Below are 19,989 nucleotides of genomic sequence, written 5' to 3' on the forward strand. Positions count from 1 at the left end.
ATAAAACATTCTGATCATTCCATAAACCCTTATACTGTAAAGGGTTAAGAGATAACTCTATTATGACGACTGCCGTACAAACCTATGTCCCTGCTGCCAAGGCCAAACCCAAAAAAGCAGTGCAAGGCGAAAAGCTACGTGGCTATGATAAAGTTGCCCGTATTCCCATTAAGGTCATCCCAACGGTCGAGGCCAAAAAAAAGCCTGATTGGATTCGGGTCAAGATGTCTTCCCCTGCGGAAGTTGCACGCATCAAAGCCACACTGCGCGAACAAAAGCTCTATACCGTCTGTGAAGAAGCTGCCTGCCCTAACCTGCCGCAGTGCTTTGCCGATGGTACCGCGACCTTTATGATTATGGGCGATATCTGTACCCGTCGCTGTCCGTTCTGTGATGTGGGTCATGGTCGTCCGAATGCGCTTGATAAAGACGAGCCGCGCCACACTGCTGAGACCATCCAAGGCTTGGGTCTTAAATATGCGGTGATCACCTCTGTCGATCGCGATGATCTAAAGGACGGCGGCGCTGGACATTTTGTAGAAGTATTGAACGAATCTCGCGCGCTAAGCCCAAACTGCTTGATCGAGATATTGGTGCCAGATTTCCGTGGTCGTATGGAGATTGCGTTAGACTTATTGACGGAAACCCCGCCAGATGTCTTTAACCATAATATCGAAACTGTGCCGCGTCTATATAAAGCCTTCCGTCCTGGCTCTGATTATCAACATTCGCTCGACTTGCTTAAACTGTACAAAGCGCGTCGTCCTGATATCGCCACCAAGTGCGGCTTTATGGTCGGTCTTGGTGAGACAGAAGAAGAGGTCTATGCACTGCTCGATGATCTCAAGGCCCATGATGTCGACATGATTACCATCGGTCAGTATCTGCAGCCCAGTAAGGATCATGCGCCTGTTGATCGCTACGTGCATCCAGACGAGTTTCAGCGCTATATGGACTACGGCAAAAAGATTGGCTTCTTTAGCATTTGGGCAGGCCCGATGGTACGCTCAAGCTACTTTGCTGATCGACAGTACTACGGCGAAGACTGCCCTGCGCCGGTTCGTAGCAAAAAAGCGCTAGAAGCCGAAGGCAAGCTTGGTTGTTAAGTTAGCAAGGCTGTAAGCGAAAGTCTGTAGATAAAATAAAGGGTGAACAGTCGCCAGTTACTGTTCACCCTTTTTTATAAAGTACTCTAAGACTACTGTAAGCTGGGTTTTTAACCCAACCTACGCCAACTTAAATAAAACAGATACATTATATTTCAACACGGAATTGGTATTAATTTTCCTTGCGTGCTGTGCCTACGCCGACAGAGGCTGCGCAAAATTAATACCAGTTCCGTTGTACCGTTTTTATACTGAACTCCCTATACTTAACTATAAAGCCAAATAGTTGAGAATGACGTAACTTTAATAAACCTTTAAAAAGCCTTCAAGTTCAACTCTTTACACCGTGATAGTCGGTATGGGCTTTTTGGCTGTTTTTATGTTCCAAACAGCGATAATCAGCACGATAATCCCACCTACCAAGCCTGTGGTCAGTTCAGGATAAATCAGTAGTAACGCGCCGATGGCCAATATGCCACGCGTGAGTGGACTCATAGCGTCCCTAAAATAGCCCTCTAGTGCCGCCCCTAACGCAATGACGCCTGTTACCGATGTCAATACCACTGTCACGATATCAAGGATAGGCGGCAGCGGAAAGTCTTTTGCCGTGACTGCCAGACCCGTGGGATCTATCATCAGCATCGTCGGACTATAAATAAACATAAACGGCACGATAAATCCGGCCAATGCCAGCTTCAACGACAAAAACCCTGTCTTCATCGGATCACCACCAGATATACCCGCACCAGCAAAGGCTGCCAGACAGACAGGCGGCGTAATATTGGCAAAAATACCAAAATAAAACACAAACATATGCGCTGATAAAATCGGAATATCAAAACCTGCTAGCGCAGGCGCTGCCATCGTTGCAGTAATGATATACGCAGGAATAGACGGTAGCCCCATGCCGAGTACCATAGAGGCAAGCATGGTCAATATTAGAGTTAAGAATAACGACCCTGCGCCCAATGTCACGATGGATGATGTCATCACTGTCCCAAAGCTGGTTAAGCTGACAACGCCAATGATTACCCCGACGACCGCACACGCGGCCATCACCGCCAGCGACTGGCGAGCACCATCTTCTAGTGCACCCAAAATGTCCGAAAACCCCATTCTGGTCTCTTTGCGTAGCATACTAATGGCAACCGTAAAACCGATGGTATAGGCCGCTGCATAGCCGACGGGTACGTTTTCAATCAATAAATAAATCAAAAACACAATCGGTAGTAGCATATGACCGCGCGCTTTTAATACTTCTTTGACGGCGGGCAGGTTTTCTTTGGCGATGCCTTTTAGGTCGCGGCGACCCGCACGAAAGTGCACTTGAGCAATAACGCCCAGATAGTAGAGCACCGCTGGCAATAACGCAGCCAAAGCAATGGTGCTATAAGGTAGCCCTGTGGTCTCCGCCATGATAAAGGCACTGGCCCCCATAATCGGCGGCAATATCTGCCCGCCCACAGAAGCACTTGCTTCTACTGCGCCCGAAAAGTCTTTGTGATAACCGACCTTTTTCATCAATGGGATAGTAAACGCGCCGGTGCTGACAACGTTCGATAACGCTGAGCCATTGATACTGCCCATAAAGCCGCTTGAGATGACCGCCACCTTGGCAGGGCCGCCTTTTTTATCCCCAGCAATAGCCAGTGCCAAATCATTAAACAGCTGACCCATACCTGAGCGCGCTAAAAATGCCCCAAATAAGATGAACAAAAAGATAAACGTCACCGACGCCCCAATCGCCACAGAATACAGGCCTTCCGTTTTTAAAAACAATTGACCAAAGATATCGCCCATATCATAAGGACGCGTGAGCAATCGATCAGGCATAAAATCTAGATGGCTGACAAATGGATAAGCCAAAAATATCGATGCCAATATCGGCAAAATCCAACCGGTGATACGGCGACTGCCCTCTAACACACAAATGACGGTAATAATAGAAAATATCACATCGATCGGATTGGCCATGCCGCCACGTGAGGTCACGATATCTTGATACTCGTATATCAGATAAGCCATGCCAGACAATGATAGCAAGAACCAAATCCAGTCATACCAAGCGACGTGCTGGCGGCTACTTTTTTTACTCGCAGGAAAGATTAAGAATATCAGGGCAAAGCCAACGCCGACGTGTACAGAGCGCTGCAATAGTGCTGGCATTGGATTGAAGGTGATATACAAGTGAAAGATAGAATATAAAATGCAAATCCCAGCGATAAAATACTTAACTGGACCTTGCGTGATGTGACGGGTGATCGACTCTCGATCATACTTTTCTAATATGGCCTGATTATGAGCTTGCGCGTCAAGCTCGGCATCTACATTGGTAGCAGCATGGGTGCTGGCATGGATGGGCAGATCAGCATGATTGGCTGACATCGTGGTCACATTATCGTGATCCGTCACTTGCGAGTTCATGACAAAAGTCCTTTTGTAATCTGTCAATTAAATGGTACGTCTTGGGCGTAATCGTTACTTCAGAATAATCTGGCGCCCACTCATGAATCAAAAGCCGATGGTCGGCATAATTTAGCTCACCCTTGGTCAATCTAGATACTACCCAATTAAGACTAGGCAGCGTTTCGTTGATTTGATAACCCAAATAGCCAGGTTTTTGTATGGGGGCTAGCGCTTCAGTCGACGGCGTACCTGCGCCAAACGCTTCAAAATAGGTAGTGGTCAACAGCAGACCGTCGTCTGTACGCTGATACTGCTCCTCCCACCACTGCTTTTCTACAGAATGTATCCAGCGCAGCTCAAAGTTTGGCTCAGTAAAATAACAGATAGTGCCATCGACTTGCACTTCGACAACGGGCTGCTGGGATACGTTGGCCCATAGCACAAAAAAAACTAGCGCAGCCATCAGTGCCGCGCTAGTTAATAACCATAGACGTTTACTTGGCTGCTTGCTCATCGTAGTACTTTTTAGCGCCAGGATGGATTGGGGCTACCATACCAGTGTTGGCAGACTCTAAGCTGATATCATTGGCTGCTTGATGCGCGGTTTTTAGGCCGTCCAAATTATCAAACAAAGCCTTAGTCAGCTTATAACCATCGTCTTCAGATAAATCCGAACGCACCAACAATGCATTCATAATTGCGGCCGTCGGTATTGCGGTCTCATTACCATAAGTACCAGTAGGAATTTCAAAGGTTTTAAAGTACGGTTTGGTGGTGATGATCTCATTCAACTTGTCTTGATCGATAGTGACCAGCTGCAAGTCTAAGCCCTGCTCTAGCTCCATCAATGACGAGTTTGGTAGACCACTACTAAAGAACGCCGCTTCGATTTTGCCAGCCTTCATACCATCAGCCGCTTCAGCGAAGCCTAAATAGTCGACGGTGATATCATCATAAGTAATGCCAAAGCCTTCTAATAGGGTTCGGGCATTTACCTCTGTGCCTGAACCTTGATCGCCTACTGCGATACGCTTACCACGCAGATCTTCGATATTTTTGATGCCTGACTGTTGCGACGTCACAATTTGTACCACATTGGGATATAACACAGCGATCTGTTGAATGTTGTCAATTGGCTGATCGAAGTTATTTTTGCCTTCGACGGCATCGGTGACGACATCGCTCAACGCCAACACCATATCCACCTTGCCTTGGGTTAATAAATTGACGTTTTCAACTGAAGCACCTGTGGTCTGCGTCTTTGAGTTGACCCCAAAGGTTTTGGCATAAACCTCAGACAGTGCTGTACCAATAATATTATAAGGGCCAGATGCGCCGCCTGTGGCGATGGTGACAAACTTTGTGTCCAGCTTATCGTCTGCAGTGGCACTACTTTCTGCCGCTGCATTGTCTGTGTTTTCTGAGCTTGGAGAAGAGCACGCGGTTAGGCCTAAAACAGCACTTAACATCGCTGATAAAAGCAAAGGAGATTTTGAAGAGTTGAGCATGGCATTCATCCTTGAAATGTTTTATACGTTTGTCTAAACGCATAGTCTTTAAAAATAGATACGTTACAGACCTGTAATACTATAGCAATTCTTATGGTAAATAAACTGCCTGTGGCGACGCAAACAAATACTGCGCAAAATGCTTTCCTGTCTTACTGCATTTCTTTTATAGTGGATCAACTATAGTCGATTCTAAATAAAACAGATACATTATATGTCAACGTGGGACTGGGATAAATTTTCCTTGCGTGCTGTGCCTGCGCCGACAGAGGCTGCGTAAAATTTATCCCAGCCCCACTGTATCGTTTTTATACTGAACTCAATATATATACAAAAGCTGTAGTTTTGATATGCGAAACCATGTTTCAATATACAAACCATTTAAACAAAACCTCGCTTTTTTGTAAACCTTTATGATAGATATAAGAGACACGATGACCATCAATATCAATAACTGCAAATGACCCTATGTGACTCTCTGCCCAAAGATAGCGATGCAAAGTAATGACATTCCTACGTAAAGAGAGTGCTATATTCTCAATAAATACTTATCACAAAACATCAGGGAGCGCCCTATGACCTCAGCAACAAAACAAACCGCTGATATCGCCATCATCGGCGGCAGTGGCCTGTATCAGATGGCAGACTTGACCAATAAACGGCGCGTTAAAGTTGAGACGCCTTTCGGTGAGCCGTCTGATGACATTGTATTGGGCGAGCTGACCGGCACTACCGTCGCCTTTTTGGCCCGTCATGGTCAGGGTCATAAATTCATGCCGTCCGAGGTGCCGTACCGCGCCAATATCTATGTGCTAAAAACGCTAGGCGTGCGCTATATCATCTCGGTATCAGCGGTCGGCTCATTACAAGAAAACCTAAAGCCTTTAGATATGGTCGTCCCTAATCAAATGATTGATATGACCAAGCAGCGTGTTAGTAGCTTCTTTGGAGATGGCGCAGTCGCTCATGTGTCGATGGCTGATCCGCTTTGCCCTGCTATGTCTGAGGTTTTGACGAGATCTTATGATAAAGCCAATATTGCCGATGGTCAGTGCCACTCAAAAGCGACTTACGTTTGTATCGAAGGGCCACAGTTCTCTACTCGTGCAGAGTCGCAGTGGTATCGGCAAATGAACGCTGACATCATCGGCATGACCAATATGCCAGAAGCCAAACTCGCGCGTGAAGCCAGTATTGCCTATGCCACGCTTGCGTTAGTGACCGATTTTGATAGCTGGCACCCTACCGAGGAAGCCGTCAGCGCCGACTATGCCATCCAAAACCTGATGAAAAAAGCCGATAACGCCCAGCAAGTGATTAAAGAAGCAGTCGCCCTACTCGCTAGCGAGCAGCCCAAATCTATCGCTCATACAGCTCTAGCGCAAGCATTAGTCACGCCCGTTACAGCAATGGATGAACAAACCAAAACAAGACTGGCAGCGTTACTTCCTTAATGGGTGAAATTTTAAATTTATGACGTTTTCGCACACATAAAAGACTATCGAAGCATTTTATGGTCTTTTTTATTTTTGAGAAGTTGATTCAAAGTTTTGTTTTATTAATAACTATTGTCGCTAACATTTACACCGTCCAGCCAGCCTACGGGCAAATACTGTAAGTCCTCAGGCTCATCGATATCCGGCAAAGGCGCTAACAAAGCTAGTGACCAGTTTAAATCTTTAATACGCTGCTGAGTAATAGAGGCAACGCTTGCGGTACTCCACTTGATATCTGCAAACAGACTGGCATAAGCTTTCTTAAAACCAAACAGTACATAACCGCCATCAAAGGCGGGAATCATCACGCTATTTTGAGTCTCTAATTGCTGAGCAGCGCTATGAATTTTAGTAGCGGTTAAAGCAGGACAATCCGAGCCTATTAATAATATTTTCTCAAATTTCTTAAGCGCGTTTTGACTGGCGGTGAGCATACGTAATCCCAGATCGCCATCGGCTTGTGCTGACCAGTGCAATGACTTGGGTAAATCCAGCGTCTGCCAGCATGAATCGCTTGGCGCAGGACTGACGCATAGCTCAACTGTAAACCCTGTCGCTCGCGCCTGACGGGTACTATGCAAAAGCAGTTTACGCGCCATACGAGCGGCACCTGCAACCCCAAGCTCTGGCTGCAAGCGCGTTTTTGCCTTGCCCGCCGCGGGGAATTTGGCAAAGATAATAATACAGGTTGATGAGTTTTGATTCATGATAAGGATTTATTCTTTTATCGGTAATAGCGCTGCCAAATATTGTCAGTAGGTACGCCGCGCCAATAATCAAAGCGCAGCTGCCACATCAGTAGTATTGTGCGGCAAGTGCCATGCTGCTGCCAGCGCCGTGCTGAGGTGATGACTTGACTGGTTAAACAAGCAGGTTTACCAATGGTTTTTAGACGTTTACTAATCTCAACATCTTCCATCAACGCTTGATCGGGATAGCCACCAATTTGCTCAAACCAATCTCGTTTGATAAAAATAGCTTGGTCACCCGTGGCGATACCAGTTAGCCGCGAGCGTAAGTTTATCATTTTGCTGACTCGCTTTAGCATCCAATCAGGGCTATCTAGACGTACGTCAAAACGGCCCCATTTTTTATCTTGGGTAGCAGTTTTTACATCCATAATAGCTTGAGCTGGCAACTTGGTATCTGCATGCAAAAACAGCAGTACATCACCCGTAGCGAGCGCTGCGCCTTTGTTCATTTGCCGTGCACGACCTGCTTGTGACTGAATCACTTGCCAGTCGATGTCTGACTGATTATCACGAGTGACATCTGCAATAAGGTTTTGAGTCAATGCCAAAGACTCATCATTTGAGCCACCATCAATCAATATCACTTGCTGCGGAGGTGGGTTTAGCCCGATGAGGTGTGCAAACAAATGCGGCAGGTTATTTGCCTCGTTGAGTGTAGGAATGATGATAGAAATTGTGGGCATGCTTCTGGCTGCTTTTTATTTATAGTTAATTTACTTTAAAACCGATACAGTGCAGCTGGTATGAATTTTGCGCCGCATCTGTCAGCGTAGACACAGCACGCAAGGAAAATTTGTACCAGTTGCACGTTCATATGAGCGTATCGATTTTATTTCGAACTGACTATAGCGCTCAGTCATGGTTGGGGTGGTTTATCTTAGTTTGAAAAACAGTACCTGAAAACGCTAAACCACTTTCGTCTGATCGTTTTCTAACGCGCCGCCGCAGCTACTGCCCTGTCCTGCCGTACAGCCGTAGCAATGATCGGCAATCGCGATGTCATCACCCTCAGGATTTTGCGTCAATAAGTCTTTTAGATGCCGGCGCGATTTATTCGGCACCGGTATCTGCAGCTGCTGATTAAAATCACAATCAAACAATTCGCCCAGCCAATTGGCACTGATGGTCGAGCGGCACATGACGTCTTTGAGATTGTGCGCATCGTAGTTGTCTTTGAGCAGCGTCATATAAGGATAAAACTCGTTTTTGGCAAGCAAGACTGCACCAAAGCGCTGAATGGGCATGTTCGTCAGAGCAAATAGCTGATTGAACTCAATATCAAAGTGTGCTTTGAGCTCGCGCTTATAGTCCGCCTCTAGTGTCTGCTGATTGGGCGGTAGGGTCGCGCCTTGCGGGTTATAAACCAAGTTCAAAATCAAACCTGTATTTGCCCTTCCATAGCCCAAAGCGTTGAGCTTATGCAGCCCTAGGATACTGTCATCAAACGCGCCTTTGCCGCGCTGTTTATCGACGTTTTCAAGCGAATAACACGGCAGTGAGGCGACCACTTCCACCTCGTTATCTGCCAAAAACTGCGCCATGTCTTCATAGCCTTCTTCCATCAAGATCGTCAAGTTACAACGATCAATGACTTTGACGCCAAGCTTACGCGCTTCTTTTACCAAGTATTTAAAATCCTCATGCATCTCAGGCGCGCCGCCGGTCAAATCAAGTGTATCGATATTTTGCGCTTGCAGCACTTGCGCAATAAGCTCAACCAACTCACGCGACATCATCTCGGTACGGTATGGACTGGCTGCGACATGACAATGCACACAAGACATATTACACAGATAGCCCATATTGATTTGTAGGACGTTAAGGTTGCGTCTTTTGATAGCAGGAAAATCCGTCGCTTCGAGTAATTCAATAGTAGATTTCATAGTGGTATAGAATCCAGTTGGCAGCTTTTTACGATAAAAAATCATGCTAAAACTTTGATTTTTCCTTGGTGCAGGCGCGGGCATTGCCCACATCATATGCTTATCATCCAGCAAAAAAATAAAGAAGACCTCATAAATCATACCTTATTTTTTCTTCTGTATTATCATTAATATTAAGTATTTAGCTGGTTATTCCATATCAGCATTAATGCATGCTCTAGGCGCTACTGGCTCCCACAGGATAGAAAAGCAACAAATAGCCCAAGGATATTGACCGCATTTGGCATTATAGTTAGATTGGTTCTATCGACATCTTTTGGCAAAGCGCACAGTACATTTATCATTCATGAGAAAAGACAAGACTAGGGAAAAAAATGAGCACACATCTATTTATAAGACCGGCCTTATTAGGCATTGGCCTACTGAGCATGATCGGCTGTGCAGCAAATCTGACAGCAGACAATCAAGACAGCGCGGTGGCGGTACAAACAGCGACCAGTCAAGCAACCATCTATTACAACGGCAATATCATTACCATGGAGGGCGACAAGCCGCAACTGGCCCAAGCATTGGTCACCCAAAACGGTAAGATTGCTTATGTTGGCAGCTTAAAACACGCGCAAGACAACTATAAAAACGCCGCGACCGTCGATTTGCAACATCAGACGCTGCTACCAGGATTTATCGATCCGCACAGTCATTTTGGCTTGGTATCCAACACTATGGGACAGGTGGATCTGAGCGCGCCGCCGATTGGCAAGATAGACAATATCGATAAAATGCTGCTAGCATTAAAGGCTTATAAAAAAGACAATAACATCGCTGATGGTGAGTGGATATTTGGCTGGGGTTATGATGAGACGCAGCTCGCTGAGGATCGCCATCCGACCAAAGAAGAGATTGATAGCGTTTTGCCAAACAACCCAGTGTATTTGCAGCACACCAGCGGTCATATGGGGGTTGCCAACTCCAATGCGCTGGCTGCTATGGACATCACTGCCGATAGCCAGTCACCTGAAGGCGGTAATATCGCCCGAGTCAAAGGCTCAAACGAGCCAAACGGTCTGCTACAAGAAACGGCGATGTATCCGCTTATGTATCAATTGCTTAAGACGCTTGAGCCCAAGCAAGCGCAGTTTTTTGATCAAACTCAAGACTACTACGCCAAGTACGGCGTGACCACAGCACAAGACGGCTCTACCACCCGTGATGCTATTCAGTTTTTTCAAAAACAAGCCGATAATGGTAAGCTAAAAATCGACTTGGTCTCCTTGGCAGGGGTTAGTGATTTGGACGAAAACTTGGCCGATAAAGACTTCAAATGGCAAACCTATCAAAACGGTTTTAAGGTACAAGGCACCAAAATCATCGCCGACGGCTCCCCGCAAGGCAAGACCGCCTACTTTACTCAGCCCTATCTGACGCCTGTACCAGACTGCGAGAGCGACTGCCGCGGCTTGCCGAGTATCAACCAAGATAATATGAATGAGATGTTTGTCAAAGCCTATAAAAATGACAATCAGTTATTTATTCATAATAATGGCGACGCGGCCACTGATATGATCCTCAAAGCGCACGAATATGCAGTCAAACAAACGGGACAAGCCGCTGATAAAGACCGCCGTATCGTGCCGATTCATACGCAGTTTGCGCGGCCAGACCAGCTAGCGGCGTTTAAAAAGTACAATATGGTGCCGTCATTTTTTACCAACCATGCTTACTTTTGGGGCGATGTCCATATCAAAAACTTGGGCGAAAAACGCGCCAATTCCTTAAGCCCTCTTGCCACAGTTGATAAAATGGGTATCCCTTATACCAATCACTCCGACGACACTGTCACGCCAGTCGATCCGCTGTTTTCTGTTTGGACAGCGGTCAATCGCACTTCACGCACAGGTCAAGTCATCGGTGCTGATGAACGCATCACGCCGTACCAAGCTCTCAAGGCCATCACCAGCAACGCGGCGTATCAGTATTTTGAAGAAGACACCAAAGGCACACTGGCTCCTGGTAAACTCGCGGATTTGGTGATTTTAGATAACAACCCGCTGACCATAAAACCAGCCGATATCCGCAATATTAAAGTAGTAAAAACCATCAAAGAAGGCAACACTATTTATCAGCGTCCAGTACAATAGCAGCCAAATGATATGGCCCATGCACGATATCAGGCAGCTTATATCGTGCGATCCGTATTTTACTGAATCATAGGAGTTTTTTATGAGTAGTAGCACCGATAGCAGTCACGAGCATATTTTGTCCTCAGACAATATCCACCATCTGCATCATACGTTTTTTGTGCCAAGTGATACGCAAACCCATATCAAGGCCACCCTACTCGTCGTACACGGTATGGCCGAGCATAGTGGCCGCTATGCAGATTTTGCGCAGTTTTTGGCCGATCACGGTATCGCCGTCGCAACTTATGACCATTTAGGCCATGGTAAAACCGTCAAAACCCAAGCGGACTTAGGGTTTTTCGCTGACGAGCATCCTATGCAGTCATTGCTAAAAGACGTCATCGTGATGGCAGATCAGTTACAAGCGCGTTATCCGGAGGTGCCACACTTTGTCATGGGGCACTCAATGGGCTCCTTTATCGTCCGCAATGTCCTCAAACATCACGCTCATCGCTTTGCAGGTGCTATCTTGATGGGCAGTGCAGATGCCAACCCCTTGACCAAAGTGCTGGTACCTGCCAATAAACTCTTGGCAAAAGTCGCCCCGAAAACCCCAAATCCTGTATTTGCCACGGTCATGAATAAAGTCCTAAACAGCAAGCTAAAGAACCGCCAATCAGAATCTGAGTTTGCTTGGTTAAATCAAAACCCCGAAGCCATCGCAGACTATGAAGCCGATCCATTGACAGGCTTTGATTTTACTAATAATGGCTTTATGACGCTGTTTTGTTTGATGGAAACGGGGCTGAATAAACACTGGGCTGCCACCATTACCAAGGACTTTCCGATGCTCTTTATCAGCGGCGAGGACGACCCTATCGGCAATATGGGTCGCGGCATTCGTCGCATCGTCACCCGCTTAAACAAGCAAAACTTTAGCAACGTCGATATCCAGCTTTATCCAAATATGCGTCATGAGCCGCTCCATGAAAAAGACCATCAAACCGTTTACCAAGATATCCTAGAATGGATAGAAGATAATACTGCGGACGTTTGCTAAAAGCGGTCAAATTAGCGACAATACAGCGAACGTGTTTTTTCACCACATTTACGCCCTTATTTTGTTATAAGACTTCTCTTTTATTAATTTTAGGAACCTTTATGTCATTACAACAAACCATCGAACAAGCCTTTGAAAACCGTAACGAATACAGCCCAAGCACCATGCCGCAAGATGTGCGCGATGCCATCGAGCAAGTGCTTGAGCAACTAGATAACGGCAGCCTGCGCGTAGCAGAAAAAAAGGATGGCGAATGGGTCGTCAATCAGTGGGCCAAAAAAGCAGTACTACTGTCATTTCGCCTAAACGACAACTACGTACAAGCCGCTGGCGAACATGTGCAGTTTTATGACAAGGTACCGACCAAATTTGCTGACTGGACCGAAGCGCAGTTTAAAGAAGCTGGTGTACGCGTCGTGCCACCTGCGGTCGCTCGTAAAGGCTCATATGTCGCGGCAGGCGCGGTGCTGATGCCGTCATACGTCAATATCGGCGCTTATGTCGATCAAGGCGCGATGGTTGATACATGGGCGACGGTCGGCTCATGTGCCCAAATCGGCAAAAACGTGCATCTCTCAGGCGGCGTGGGTATCGGCGGCGTGCTTGAGCCACTACAAGCCAACCCGACCATCATTGAAGACAACTGCTTTATCGGTGCACGCTCTGAGATCGTCGAAGGCGTCATCGTCGAAGAAGGCGCGGTCATCTCTATGGGTGTCTACATCGGTCAATCAACGCGCATTTATGATCGCGAAACAGGCGAGATTCATCGCGGCCGCGTACCCGCAGGCTCTGTCGTCGTACCAGGTAGCTTGCCAGCAAAAGACGGTAGCCATAGCCTCTATGCCGCCATCATCGTCAAAAAAGTCGATGCACAGACGCGCGCAAAAACAGCGGTAAATGAGCTGCTACGCTTAGACTAGTCTGCTCGCGTATACGTTGGTTTTTATACAAAAACGTTTTTAGGGCGTGTCCTCAATTCAATCGATAGCCATCTAAATGGGCTAAAAATGGCTAAATCTGGCCAAACGGTGTCAAATAGCTGACTAATATCTCGATATTACTTGCGCTATCTTCCTTGTTTGACTGCGATTTATCTCATTTTTATCACCATTTTTAAAATGAGAACACGCCCTAGTAAAATAGCTTTATATACAGATGCTGGAGCATGGCTTCAGCATCTTTTTTTATGTTTTAATTTTTTATGTATTAGCCGCAGTGTAATATCATTGGTTACGTTATAATTCACCGTGATTTTTTGCGCTATCCTCGCATAAATCGGCCGCACCTACGACCTGACTTTTTGCACAAGCTTATCGCCGAGCGTTTTATCAAACTATCGCCTTATCAACGCTCACTTGTCGTTGAAACTATATTGTATTTGAAACCATTATGAACCAGTCGCCGTTACGCACCGCCGCCATCCCTGTCACCGACCCGAGCGCAGGTCTGCGTTTGACAGAGATTTTTTACTCGCTACAAGGTGAGGCGCTGACCTCAGGCTTGCCGACCATATTTGTCCGCTTAACCGGCTGTCCGCTCAGATGCGTCTACTGCGATACTGAGTATGCCTTTACAGGTGGCGAGCGTCAGTCATTAGATGCCATCATAGCGACGATCAAAACCTATCCGTGCAAGCGGATTTGTCTGACGGGCGGTGAACCATTGGCGCAGCCCAATGCCATCGAGCTGATGCAACGCCTGCTCAGCGATGGCTATGAGATTTCCCTTGAGACGGCAGGGGCGCTGAGTGTCAAAGACGTACCAGCGGCGGTCAGCAAAGTCATGGATCTCAAAACCCCAAGCTCAGGCGAAGCTGATAAAAACCTTTGGTCAAATCTTGACCACTTAACCCAACATGATCAGATTAAGTTTGTCATTATAAACCGCACTGACTATGACTGGGCAAAAGCCACACTCATTGAGCATCAGCTGGATAAACGCGTCGGCACGGTTTGGTTTTCGCCGATGTTTACTGTTGCAGATGATATCGATGACGCGGTCAGTCCAGAGGTGCCTGTGCTTGCCCGCGAGCTTGCCGAATGGATACTGACCGACGCCCTGCCCGTGCGCTTTCAGCTGCAATTGCACAAAATCATTTGGGCAGATGCCAAAGGTAAATAGTGAAAAGGCAAACAGTAAAAAGGCAAATAACGATAGGACATCGCCTCGGCGTTATCATAAACAGCTAAATAGCTGTATCAAGGACACAAGAAAAACGGTACAAATCGCTCACACGACACGGAAATAAGGATAAGGGCACAAGGATGATCAAGCTAATACTACTGGGCTTAGTGGCGGGCGCGTTTTTTAGCTCGACATTTATTTTAAATGAGATGATGAGCGCGGCAGGCGGCCACTGGTTTTGGTCGGCGAGTCTGCGCTATGTCTTTATGTGGCTGATAATCACCGGCATCATCTTGTTTCAGCAAGGGATGGGGCGCCTCAAAGCTTTGACAGCGGTCTTTTTTCAGCATTGGGTTTTTTGGTGCCTCACAGGCAGTATTGGCTTTGGGCTGTTTTATGCAGGTATCTGCTATGCCGCCGATCATGTGGCAGGCTGGGTGGTCGCGGCGACCTTTATGTTTACCGTCGTGACCAGCTTATTGGTGCTGATGGTCTTTGGCCAGTGTTTTGATAAAAAATTCATCCTTTATGCCCTTTTGGTATTTGTTGGGGTGGTGATGGTCAATGTCAGTGAGGGCTTGCACGCCGCTGCACTTGCCGACACTGATATTGCCCATGCCGTCCCTATGGCACAGATGCTGCTCTATGGCGCACTACCCGCCCTTATTGCCGCCTTTAGCTACCCGATTGGCAATCAGTTGGTCTGGCAAGTCACTCATAACTCCCGCACGCCAGCGTTACCCGCTGACGTGGCAGATCAGTCGCACGCCGTATCTGGCATCGCCGACATCCATGACGAGCCATTAATCTCTGAAGCTTATGATCTGCCGCCTACTTTATATGACACTAGTACCACCAGCACCGCTCTAAATGCTCTGCCTGCTGCCGCACCCGCGCCGTCACTACTGCAAACTCTGATCCATCGTATTCCCTCGATTGAGACTACCTTACTACACAATGCCTTTAACAAAGTTTGGCTAATGACTCTGGGGAGTTTGCCATTTTGGCTGCTTTTGGGCATGATAGTGCGACCCGAGCTACCCGATAGCGCACAGGTGTTTAATACCTTGCTGGTGGCTTTGTTGGCCGGGGTGGCGGCTACTACTATATTTTTGTACGCGCGCGGTCAGGCGGTGACCTCAAGCGAGGTGGCTGGCGTCGATGCCACCCAAGCCAGTGAGGTGATATTTGCCCTTATCGGTGGGATATTATTACTGGGTAGCTCGATACCTTCAGCGATGGGTTTGCTCGGTATTGGTTTGATCATTATCGGGCTGATATTTTTTGCCAAGGATGGCTAAGTCGTATACAGCTGTCTCGTTGATGTTTTTGCTACACGACGAATGCAATAGCCTTTATTGCGCTCAGTCATCTCATTTTGACGGTCACGACTTGGTACTATAACGATGGTTAATGATTTGATTTTCCCTGATATCTTGTTGTACTTACTGGATATGGTAGGGGTGATAGCCTGCGCGATCGCGGGGACCTTGCTGGCGCAGCACAAAGGCTTTGATATTGCTGGCTGTATTTTGGTATCGCTGGTCAATGCCATCGGCGGTGGTACACTACGTGATATGGCGCTTGATCGTCATCCGCTGTTTTGGATGACGGATCTCAATTATGTGATCGTCATCACGGTGACCTCGCTTATTTTACAGATATTTTTTCACCTTTATCATAAGATTGACAATGCGCTAAAACTCTTTGATGCTATTGGCTTGGCCGCATTTAGTGTCATTGGTTTTAAGGTGGCGCTCACGCAAGATATGTCACCGATCATTGCGATTATGATGGGGGTTTGGACCGCGATTATCGGTGGGCTATTACGTGATATTATCTGTAATGAGATACCGCTGGTGCTACAGCGTGAGATTTATATCACGGCCAGCATCATAGGCTCTACGACCTATCTGCTGCTGCAGTATTTGGGGGTCGATGCTGGCATCAATGAATTTATTATGCTGTTTGTGATTTTTGCTGTGCGGATGTTGGCACTGAGGTTTGACTGGCATCTGCCGTCTATTCGCTTAGTTGATTAAGGGTTGACGATTCATTGGCAGCTAACTAATATCAGATTGTCAGATTGATTGCAGATAGCCTCTATCCTCTTCTACCGATTCGACCCGCTGCCCCATCATCAACACCTAATGAGACTTGCGCATGTTGACCATCGCATTAGACCCTACTGCTCTGATCACCACGTTTGATCCGCGCTCGCTGATATATTTGTTTGATATGATCGGTATCGTCGCTTGTAGCGTTTCAGGTACGATACTGGCCAAGCACAAAAACTTCGATGTCTTTGGTTGTCTGCTGGTGTCTATTGTCACTGCCATCGGTGGCGGTACGGTACGTGATGTCATTTTAGACCGTCATCCGCTGTTTTGGATGGTCGATATGAGCTACTTGACCGTCATTACTTTGTCTTCACTAGTGATGCAGATATTTTTTCATCCAAACTCCAGACGCGTCGATACGTTTCTCAAACTCTCAGACACCATCGGCCTATCAGTCTTTACCCTCATCGGCATCAAAGTCGCAGACAGTATGGGCGCCAACGTGCCAGTGGCTTTACTCCTAGGGGTAATTACCATTGTGGTCGGCGGTATTATCCGCGATATGATCTGCAATGAGATACCGCTGGTTTTGCAGCAAGAGATTTATATCACCGCGGCGTTGGCAGGCGGCATTCTCTACTTTGCGCTGCACAATCTCGGCGTGACGCCTTGGGTGGCTGACGTCTCAGCGATGAGTACGATTTTTATTTTGCGCATGCTGGCGATACGTTATGATTGGCAGTTTCCGACCATAGAATGGCGATATTAATCACACGGCGCTGGCACGCGGGTCTCAATGCTAAACAGTCAAAGCACTGGCGGTAAAAGCGCTTTACGAGCTACGCCGCTGCTACCACTGCCAAGTCTTTGATCATGAGTTGTAAGCTTTGTTTGCCGTTCCACTCGTTGATGTCCAGCTCAAACAATACATGCACTTGCTGGGCGCGATAATCCCACGCCGCGCTATCAAAGTTAAAATAAATGGCATCAATCGGATACTGCACGTCAGGATAACGCAGTGATAGCTTCAAGTGCTTGTCTTTTAAAACCTTGAAGCTTAATACCTCAAACACCCCATCAAATATCGGCGGTGCAAAGCCATGACCCCAGATACTGGCATCTGCCAAATGCTCGGCAAACCATAGGCTAAAGTCGCTGGCCTGCAGTGGCCCATCGGTGAGCTTTTGCTCAGCAAACACCTCATCATCTATCTCTGCCATGACCTCATTGAATGCCGCCACAAACCCGTCAAAGTGACGACGCTTGATCGTCAAGCCTGCCGCCATCGCATGGCCACCAAAGTGACTGATCAAGTCAGGATAGCGCTCAGCGACCAGCTCAATGGCATCACGAATATGCACGCCTGCAATCGACCGCGCAGAGCCTTTGATCGCATCATCGTCTCCGGTACACGCTTTATCTGCTGGCGCAAAGACAATGCTGGGCAGATAATGCGTTTCTTTTAATCGTCCAGCGACGATACCGATGACGCCTTGGTGCCAATCATCTTGATACAAAATAATACTGCGCTTATCGGTGCTACTGGCGGTGCCTGCTAGCGTTTGTACGATATTGTCCGCCTGCGCCCGCATCTCGCCTTCTACCTGACGGCGCGTACGGTTTAGCTGTTCTAGCTCTTGCGCCAAACGCTGCGCGGTGTGCCAGTCTTCGGTCAACAAACACTCAATGCCGATACGCATGTTGTCCATGCGCCCAGCAGCGTTGATACGTGGGCCTAAGACAAAACCAAAGTCTTGGGCGTGCAGCTGCTTTGGATCGCGGCCTGCTTGCTCAAGGAGCGCCAAGATACCCATGCAGCAGCGCCCTTGACGAATGGCAGTTAGCCCGTGATGCACCAAGATACGGTTGTTTTTGTCCAGTACGCCAACATCAGCAATCGTGCCGAGCGCCACCAAATCTAAATACTGGCTGACTTGTACAGTGGACTTACCAGCTGTACGGCGTTGTTTTGCCAAGCGGCCCAGCACATAAAACGCCACGCCAACCCCCACCAAGGCTTTGCTGGCAAAATGACAGTCGAGCTGATTGGGGTTGACCACCGCTTCAGCTGGCGGGGTCTCTTTGGTGGTCAAGTGATGGTCGGTGATAATCACCGTAATGCCATCGGCCTGCGCACGGGCGACACCTTCATGACTGGAGATGCCATTGTCCACCGTCACGATCATATCTGGCTGATAAGTCTCAATCCCCAGCTCCACAATCTCAGGCGTCAGCCCATAGCCATACTTAAAGCGATCTGGCACCAAAAAGTCCACCACCGCGCCCATCTTAGTGAGCACACGCATCATCAGCGCCGTGCTGGTCGCGCCGTCGCAGTCAAAGTCGCCGACGATCAGAATCCGCTGACCTTTATCAATAGCAGCATCTAACAGATCCACAGCTTTGGTGACACCATGCAGCTGCTCAGCGGGCAGTAGCCCAGAGAGACTAATCTCCAGCTGCTCAGGATTGGTGATGCCGCGACCAGCGTATAGTCGGGCAAGCGTCGGTGACTGGGCGGCAAGAGGCTGCAAAGCGGCGGGCAACTCGTCGATGCGAGTGCTGGTATAACGGGGGGTTAAATTTAGCATGATGGTATTCTACTGGCTTTCATGCAGGGTCACAATGCCAATTTATAGCGGTCAGGTTTATTCTTTACGATTACTTTCGACTTCTTAAAACACTTTTTTAAAACACTTTGTCAGCCTTCAGCAGATCATACAGTGCTTACGCTCTATGTTTGCGCACACCTCTGGCTTAGGCTAAATTTACAAAAACGGTGCACAGTGACTGTAATTTTCTGCATTTTGCTACAAAGCGATGATTGTATGCTACCGATAAATCCATAAAATAGATGTCAATCTATATATTTTCACTGTGAGTGATATAAAAACCCTATTATTCATTATCTAAAAAAACGTACAAGGACCTTTTATGAAAACCACACCAGTCGCTGAAAAACTCCCCAATACCATCGACCCCAATCTTGATCTTGATAAAGTCAAACAAGAATGTCTGGGTTTGGTCAAAAAACGTGCCAGAGTCTCAGCTGGTGTCGCCATCGTACCTGTGCCATTTTTTGATGTGGCAGTCGATGCAGGCATGTTGACCCAGCTCATCCCTGAGATCAGTGAGCGCTTTGGCTTGATCGAAGACCGTAAATCAGCGATTGACTTGGAGTCACGCGAAGTGCACTGGAGCGCGATTAGAGACCGTACGGTTGACTTTGCAGGATTGATGGCGACGCGCGGTCTCGTCAAAAAAACCATTCAAGGTTTTGGTGGTCGTATCGCCGCCAAGCAAGTGACCAAATTTATCCCGTTGGGTGGGCAGTTGGTGGCTGCAACGATGGGCTATACTATTTTTAAGAAAATCGCCACCGACCATATCAACGACTGCTATAAGTTGGCCAAAGACATTCAGCAAAAGCAGCACGGTAAAAACGTCTAATATCGGCATTACTAAATAAAA

General features: G+C 47.4%; 17 protein-coding genes. 10 read left to right on the forward strand and 7 right to left on the reverse strand.

Annotated features, from left to right (window positions below):
- The first annotated feature begins 62 nt into the window (after positions 1-62).
- Positions 63-1,106: a lipoyl synthase gene (gene lipA, locus AADH33_RS08915; RefSeq protein ID WP_348548669.1), complete on the forward strand. Its 1,044-nt coding sequence runs from the start codon at positions 63-65 to the stop codon at positions 1,104-1,106.
- 339 nt (positions 1,107-1,445) lie between these two features.
- Here lipA and AADH33_RS08920 read toward each other — a convergent pair whose 3' ends face one another.
- The 3 genes from AADH33_RS08920 to AADH33_RS08930 are packed head-to-tail and all read right to left on the reverse strand — an operon-like array spanning position 1,446 to position 5,020.
- Positions 1,446-3,530 carry a TRAP transporter permease gene (locus AADH33_RS08920; protein WP_348548670.1) on the reverse strand — a complete coding sequence of 695 codons (2,085 nt, stop codon included), beginning with the start codon at positions 3,528-3,530 and terminating at the stop codon, positions 1,446-1,448.
- A complete protein-coding gene (locus tag AADH33_RS08925) occupies positions 3,502-4,026 on the reverse strand; it encodes a DUF1850 domain-containing protein (protein WP_348548671.1) in 525 nt (174 codons plus the stop codon). The genes AADH33_RS08920 and AADH33_RS08925 overlap by 29 nt, the downstream gene beginning before the upstream one ends.
- Positions 4,007-5,020: a TAXI family TRAP transporter solute-binding subunit gene (locus tag AADH33_RS08930; RefSeq protein WP_348548672.1), complete on the reverse strand. Its 1,014-nt coding sequence runs from the start codon at positions 5,018-5,020 to the stop codon at positions 4,007-4,009. The genes AADH33_RS08925 and AADH33_RS08930 overlap by 20 nt, the downstream gene beginning before the upstream one ends.
- A gap of 575 nt (positions 5,021-5,595) precedes the next feature.
- Here AADH33_RS08930 and mtnP point away from each other — a divergent pair.
- Positions 5,596-6,474: an S-methyl-5'-thioadenosine phosphorylase gene (gene mtnP, locus AADH33_RS08935; RefSeq protein WP_348548673.1), complete on the forward strand. Its 879-nt coding sequence runs from the start codon at positions 5,596-5,598 to the stop codon at positions 6,472-6,474.
- Between the two features lie 104 nt (positions 6,475-6,578).
- Here mtnP and AADH33_RS08940 read toward each other — a convergent pair whose 3' ends face one another.
- The 3 genes from AADH33_RS08940 to arsS all read right to left on the reverse strand — a co-directional run bounded on the left by AADH33_RS08940 (position 6,579) and on the right by arsS (position 9,151).
- Positions 6,579-7,223, reverse strand: coding sequence for a TIGR04282 family arsenosugar biosynthesis glycosyltransferase (locus tag AADH33_RS08940; RefSeq protein WP_348548674.1), 645 nt, complete (start codon positions 7,221-7,223; stop codon positions 6,579-6,581).
- 17 nt (positions 7,224-7,240) lie between these two features.
- Positions 7,241-7,951, reverse strand: a complete 711-nt coding sequence (locus AADH33_RS08945) for a TIGR04283 family arsenosugar biosynthesis glycosyltransferase (RefSeq protein WP_348548675.1) — start codon at positions 7,949-7,951, stop codon at positions 7,241-7,243.
- A 222-nt stretch (positions 7,952-8,173) separates the two neighbouring features.
- Entirely contained in the window at positions 8,174-9,151 is a 978-nt protein-coding gene (gene arsS, locus AADH33_RS08950) for an arsenosugar biosynthesis radical SAM (seleno)protein ArsS (RefSeq protein ID WP_348548676.1), read from the reverse strand.
- Positions 9,152-9,525: 374 nt separating this feature from the next.
- On the opposite strand from arsS, the gene AADH33_RS08955 reads away from it, so the two are divergent.
- The 7 genes from AADH33_RS08955 to AADH33_RS08985 all read left to right on the forward strand — a co-directional run bounded on the left by AADH33_RS08955 (position 9,526) and on the right by AADH33_RS08985 (position 17,287).
- Complete coding sequence (locus AADH33_RS08955; RefSeq protein ID WP_348548677.1) at positions 9,526-11,289, forward strand: amidohydrolase; 1,764 nt, start codon at positions 9,526-9,528, stop codon at positions 11,287-11,289.
- 82 nt (positions 11,290-11,371) lie between these two features.
- On the forward strand, positions 11,372-12,331 hold the full coding sequence (locus AADH33_RS08960; protein WP_075101050.1) for an alpha/beta fold hydrolase: 960 nt from the start codon (positions 11,372-11,374) through the stop codon (positions 12,329-12,331).
- Between the two features lie 101 nt (positions 12,332-12,432).
- Entirely contained in the window at positions 12,433-13,254 is an 822-nt protein-coding gene (dapD, locus tag AADH33_RS08965) for a 2,3,4,5-tetrahydropyridine-2,6-dicarboxylate N-succinyltransferase (protein WP_348548678.1), read from the forward strand.
- A 469-nt stretch (positions 13,255-13,723) separates the two neighbouring features.
- A complete protein-coding gene (gene queE, locus AADH33_RS08970; protein WP_348548679.1) occupies positions 13,724-14,455 on the forward strand; it encodes a 7-carboxy-7-deazaguanine synthase QueE in 732 nt (243 codons plus the stop codon).
- A gap of 143 nt (positions 14,456-14,598) precedes the next feature.
- The gene (locus AADH33_RS08975) at positions 14,599-15,759 is read left to right on the forward strand and encodes a multidrug resistance efflux transporter family protein (RefSeq protein ID WP_348548680.1); all 1,161 of its coding nucleotides are present in this window, start codon (positions 14,599-14,601) and stop codon (positions 15,757-15,759) included.
- 105 nt (positions 15,760-15,864) lie between these two features.
- A complete protein-coding gene (locus AADH33_RS08980) occupies positions 15,865-16,500 on the forward strand; it encodes a trimeric intracellular cation channel family protein (protein ID WP_348548681.1) in 636 nt (211 codons plus the stop codon).
- A 121-nt stretch (positions 16,501-16,621) separates the two neighbouring features.
- The gene (locus AADH33_RS08985) at positions 16,622-17,287 is read left to right on the forward strand and encodes a trimeric intracellular cation channel family protein (protein WP_348548682.1); all 666 of its coding nucleotides are present in this window, start codon (positions 16,622-16,624) and stop codon (positions 17,285-17,287) included.
- A 70-nt stretch (positions 17,288-17,357) separates the two neighbouring features.
- On the opposite strand, the gene recJ is transcribed toward AADH33_RS08985, so the two are convergent.
- Entirely contained in the window at positions 17,358-19,109 is a 1,752-nt protein-coding gene (recJ, locus tag AADH33_RS08990) for a single-stranded-DNA-specific exonuclease RecJ (RefSeq protein ID WP_348548683.1), read from the reverse strand.
- A 343-nt stretch (positions 19,110-19,452) separates the two neighbouring features.
- Between recJ and AADH33_RS08995 the strand changes: the two genes are divergently transcribed.
- Entirely contained in the window at positions 19,453-19,968 is a 516-nt protein-coding gene (locus AADH33_RS08995) for a hypothetical protein (RefSeq protein WP_075101043.1), read from the forward strand.
- Positions 19,969-19,989: the final 21 nt, after the last annotated feature.

The organism is Psychrobacter sp. KFRI-CH2-11 (assembly GCF_038239325.1).
In the GTDB taxonomy this organism is placed as follows: Bacteria; Pseudomonadota; Gammaproteobacteria; order Pseudomonadales; family Moraxellaceae; genus Psychrobacter; species Psychrobacter celer.

Excerpts from the sequence above, each read along its gene's own strand:
- AADH33_RS08980 (WP_348548681.1), top strand. The coding sequence starts at position 15,865 with ATGGTTAATGATTTGATTTTCCCTGATATCTTGTTGTACTTACTGGAT.
- lipA (WP_348548669.1), top strand. The coding sequence starts at position 63 with ATGACGACTGCCGTACAAACCTATGTCCCTGCTGCCAAGGCCAAACCC.
- AADH33_RS08995 (WP_075101043.1), top strand. The coding sequence starts at position 19,453 with ATGAAAACCACACCAGTCGCTGAAAAACTCCCCAATACCATCGACCCC.
- AADH33_RS08955 (WP_348548677.1), top strand. The coding sequence starts at position 9,526 with ATGAGCACACATCTATTTATAAGACCGGCCTTATTAGGCATTGGCCTA.
- AADH33_RS08920 (WP_348548670.1), bottom strand. The coding sequence starts at position 3,530 with ATGAACTCGCAAGTGACGGATCACGATAATGTGACCACGATGTCAGCC.
- AADH33_RS08930 (WP_348548672.1), bottom strand. The coding sequence starts at position 5,020 with ATGCTCAACTCTTCAAAATCTCCTTTGCTTTTATCAGCGATGTTAAGT.
- AADH33_RS08940 (WP_348548674.1), bottom strand. The coding sequence starts at position 7,223 with ATGAATCAAAACTCATCAACCTGTATTATTATCTTTGCCAAATTCCCC.
- arsS (WP_348548676.1), bottom strand. The coding sequence starts at position 9,151 with ATGAAATCTACTATTGAATTACTCGAAGCGACGGATTTTCCTGCTATC.
- AADH33_RS08985 (WP_348548682.1), top strand. The coding sequence starts at position 16,622 with ATGTTGACCATCGCATTAGACCCTACTGCTCTGATCACCACGTTTGAT.
- recJ (WP_348548683.1), bottom strand. The coding sequence starts at position 19,109 with ATGCTAAATTTAACCCCCCGTTATACCAGCACTCGCATCGACGAGTTG.
- queE (WP_348548679.1), top strand. The coding sequence starts at position 13,724 with ATGAACCAGTCGCCGTTACGCACCGCCGCCATCCCTGTCACCGACCCG.
- AADH33_RS08975 (WP_348548680.1), top strand. The coding sequence starts at position 14,599 with ATGATCAAGCTAATACTACTGGGCTTAGTGGCGGGCGCGTTTTTTAGC.
- AADH33_RS08925 (WP_348548671.1), bottom strand. The coding sequence starts at position 4,026 with ATGAGCAAGCAGCCAAGTAAACGTCTATGGTTATTAACTAGCGCGGCA.
- AADH33_RS08945 (WP_348548675.1), bottom strand. The coding sequence starts at position 7,951 with ATGCCCACAATTTCTATCATCATTCCTACACTCAACGAGGCAAATAAC.
- AADH33_RS08960 (WP_075101050.1), top strand. The coding sequence starts at position 11,372 with ATGAGTAGTAGCACCGATAGCAGTCACGAGCATATTTTGTCCTCAGAC.
- dapD (WP_348548678.1), top strand. The coding sequence starts at position 12,433 with ATGTCATTACAACAAACCATCGAACAAGCCTTTGAAAACCGTAACGAA.
- mtnP (WP_348548673.1), top strand. The coding sequence starts at position 5,596 with ATGACCTCAGCAACAAAACAAACCGCTGATATCGCCATCATCGGCGGC.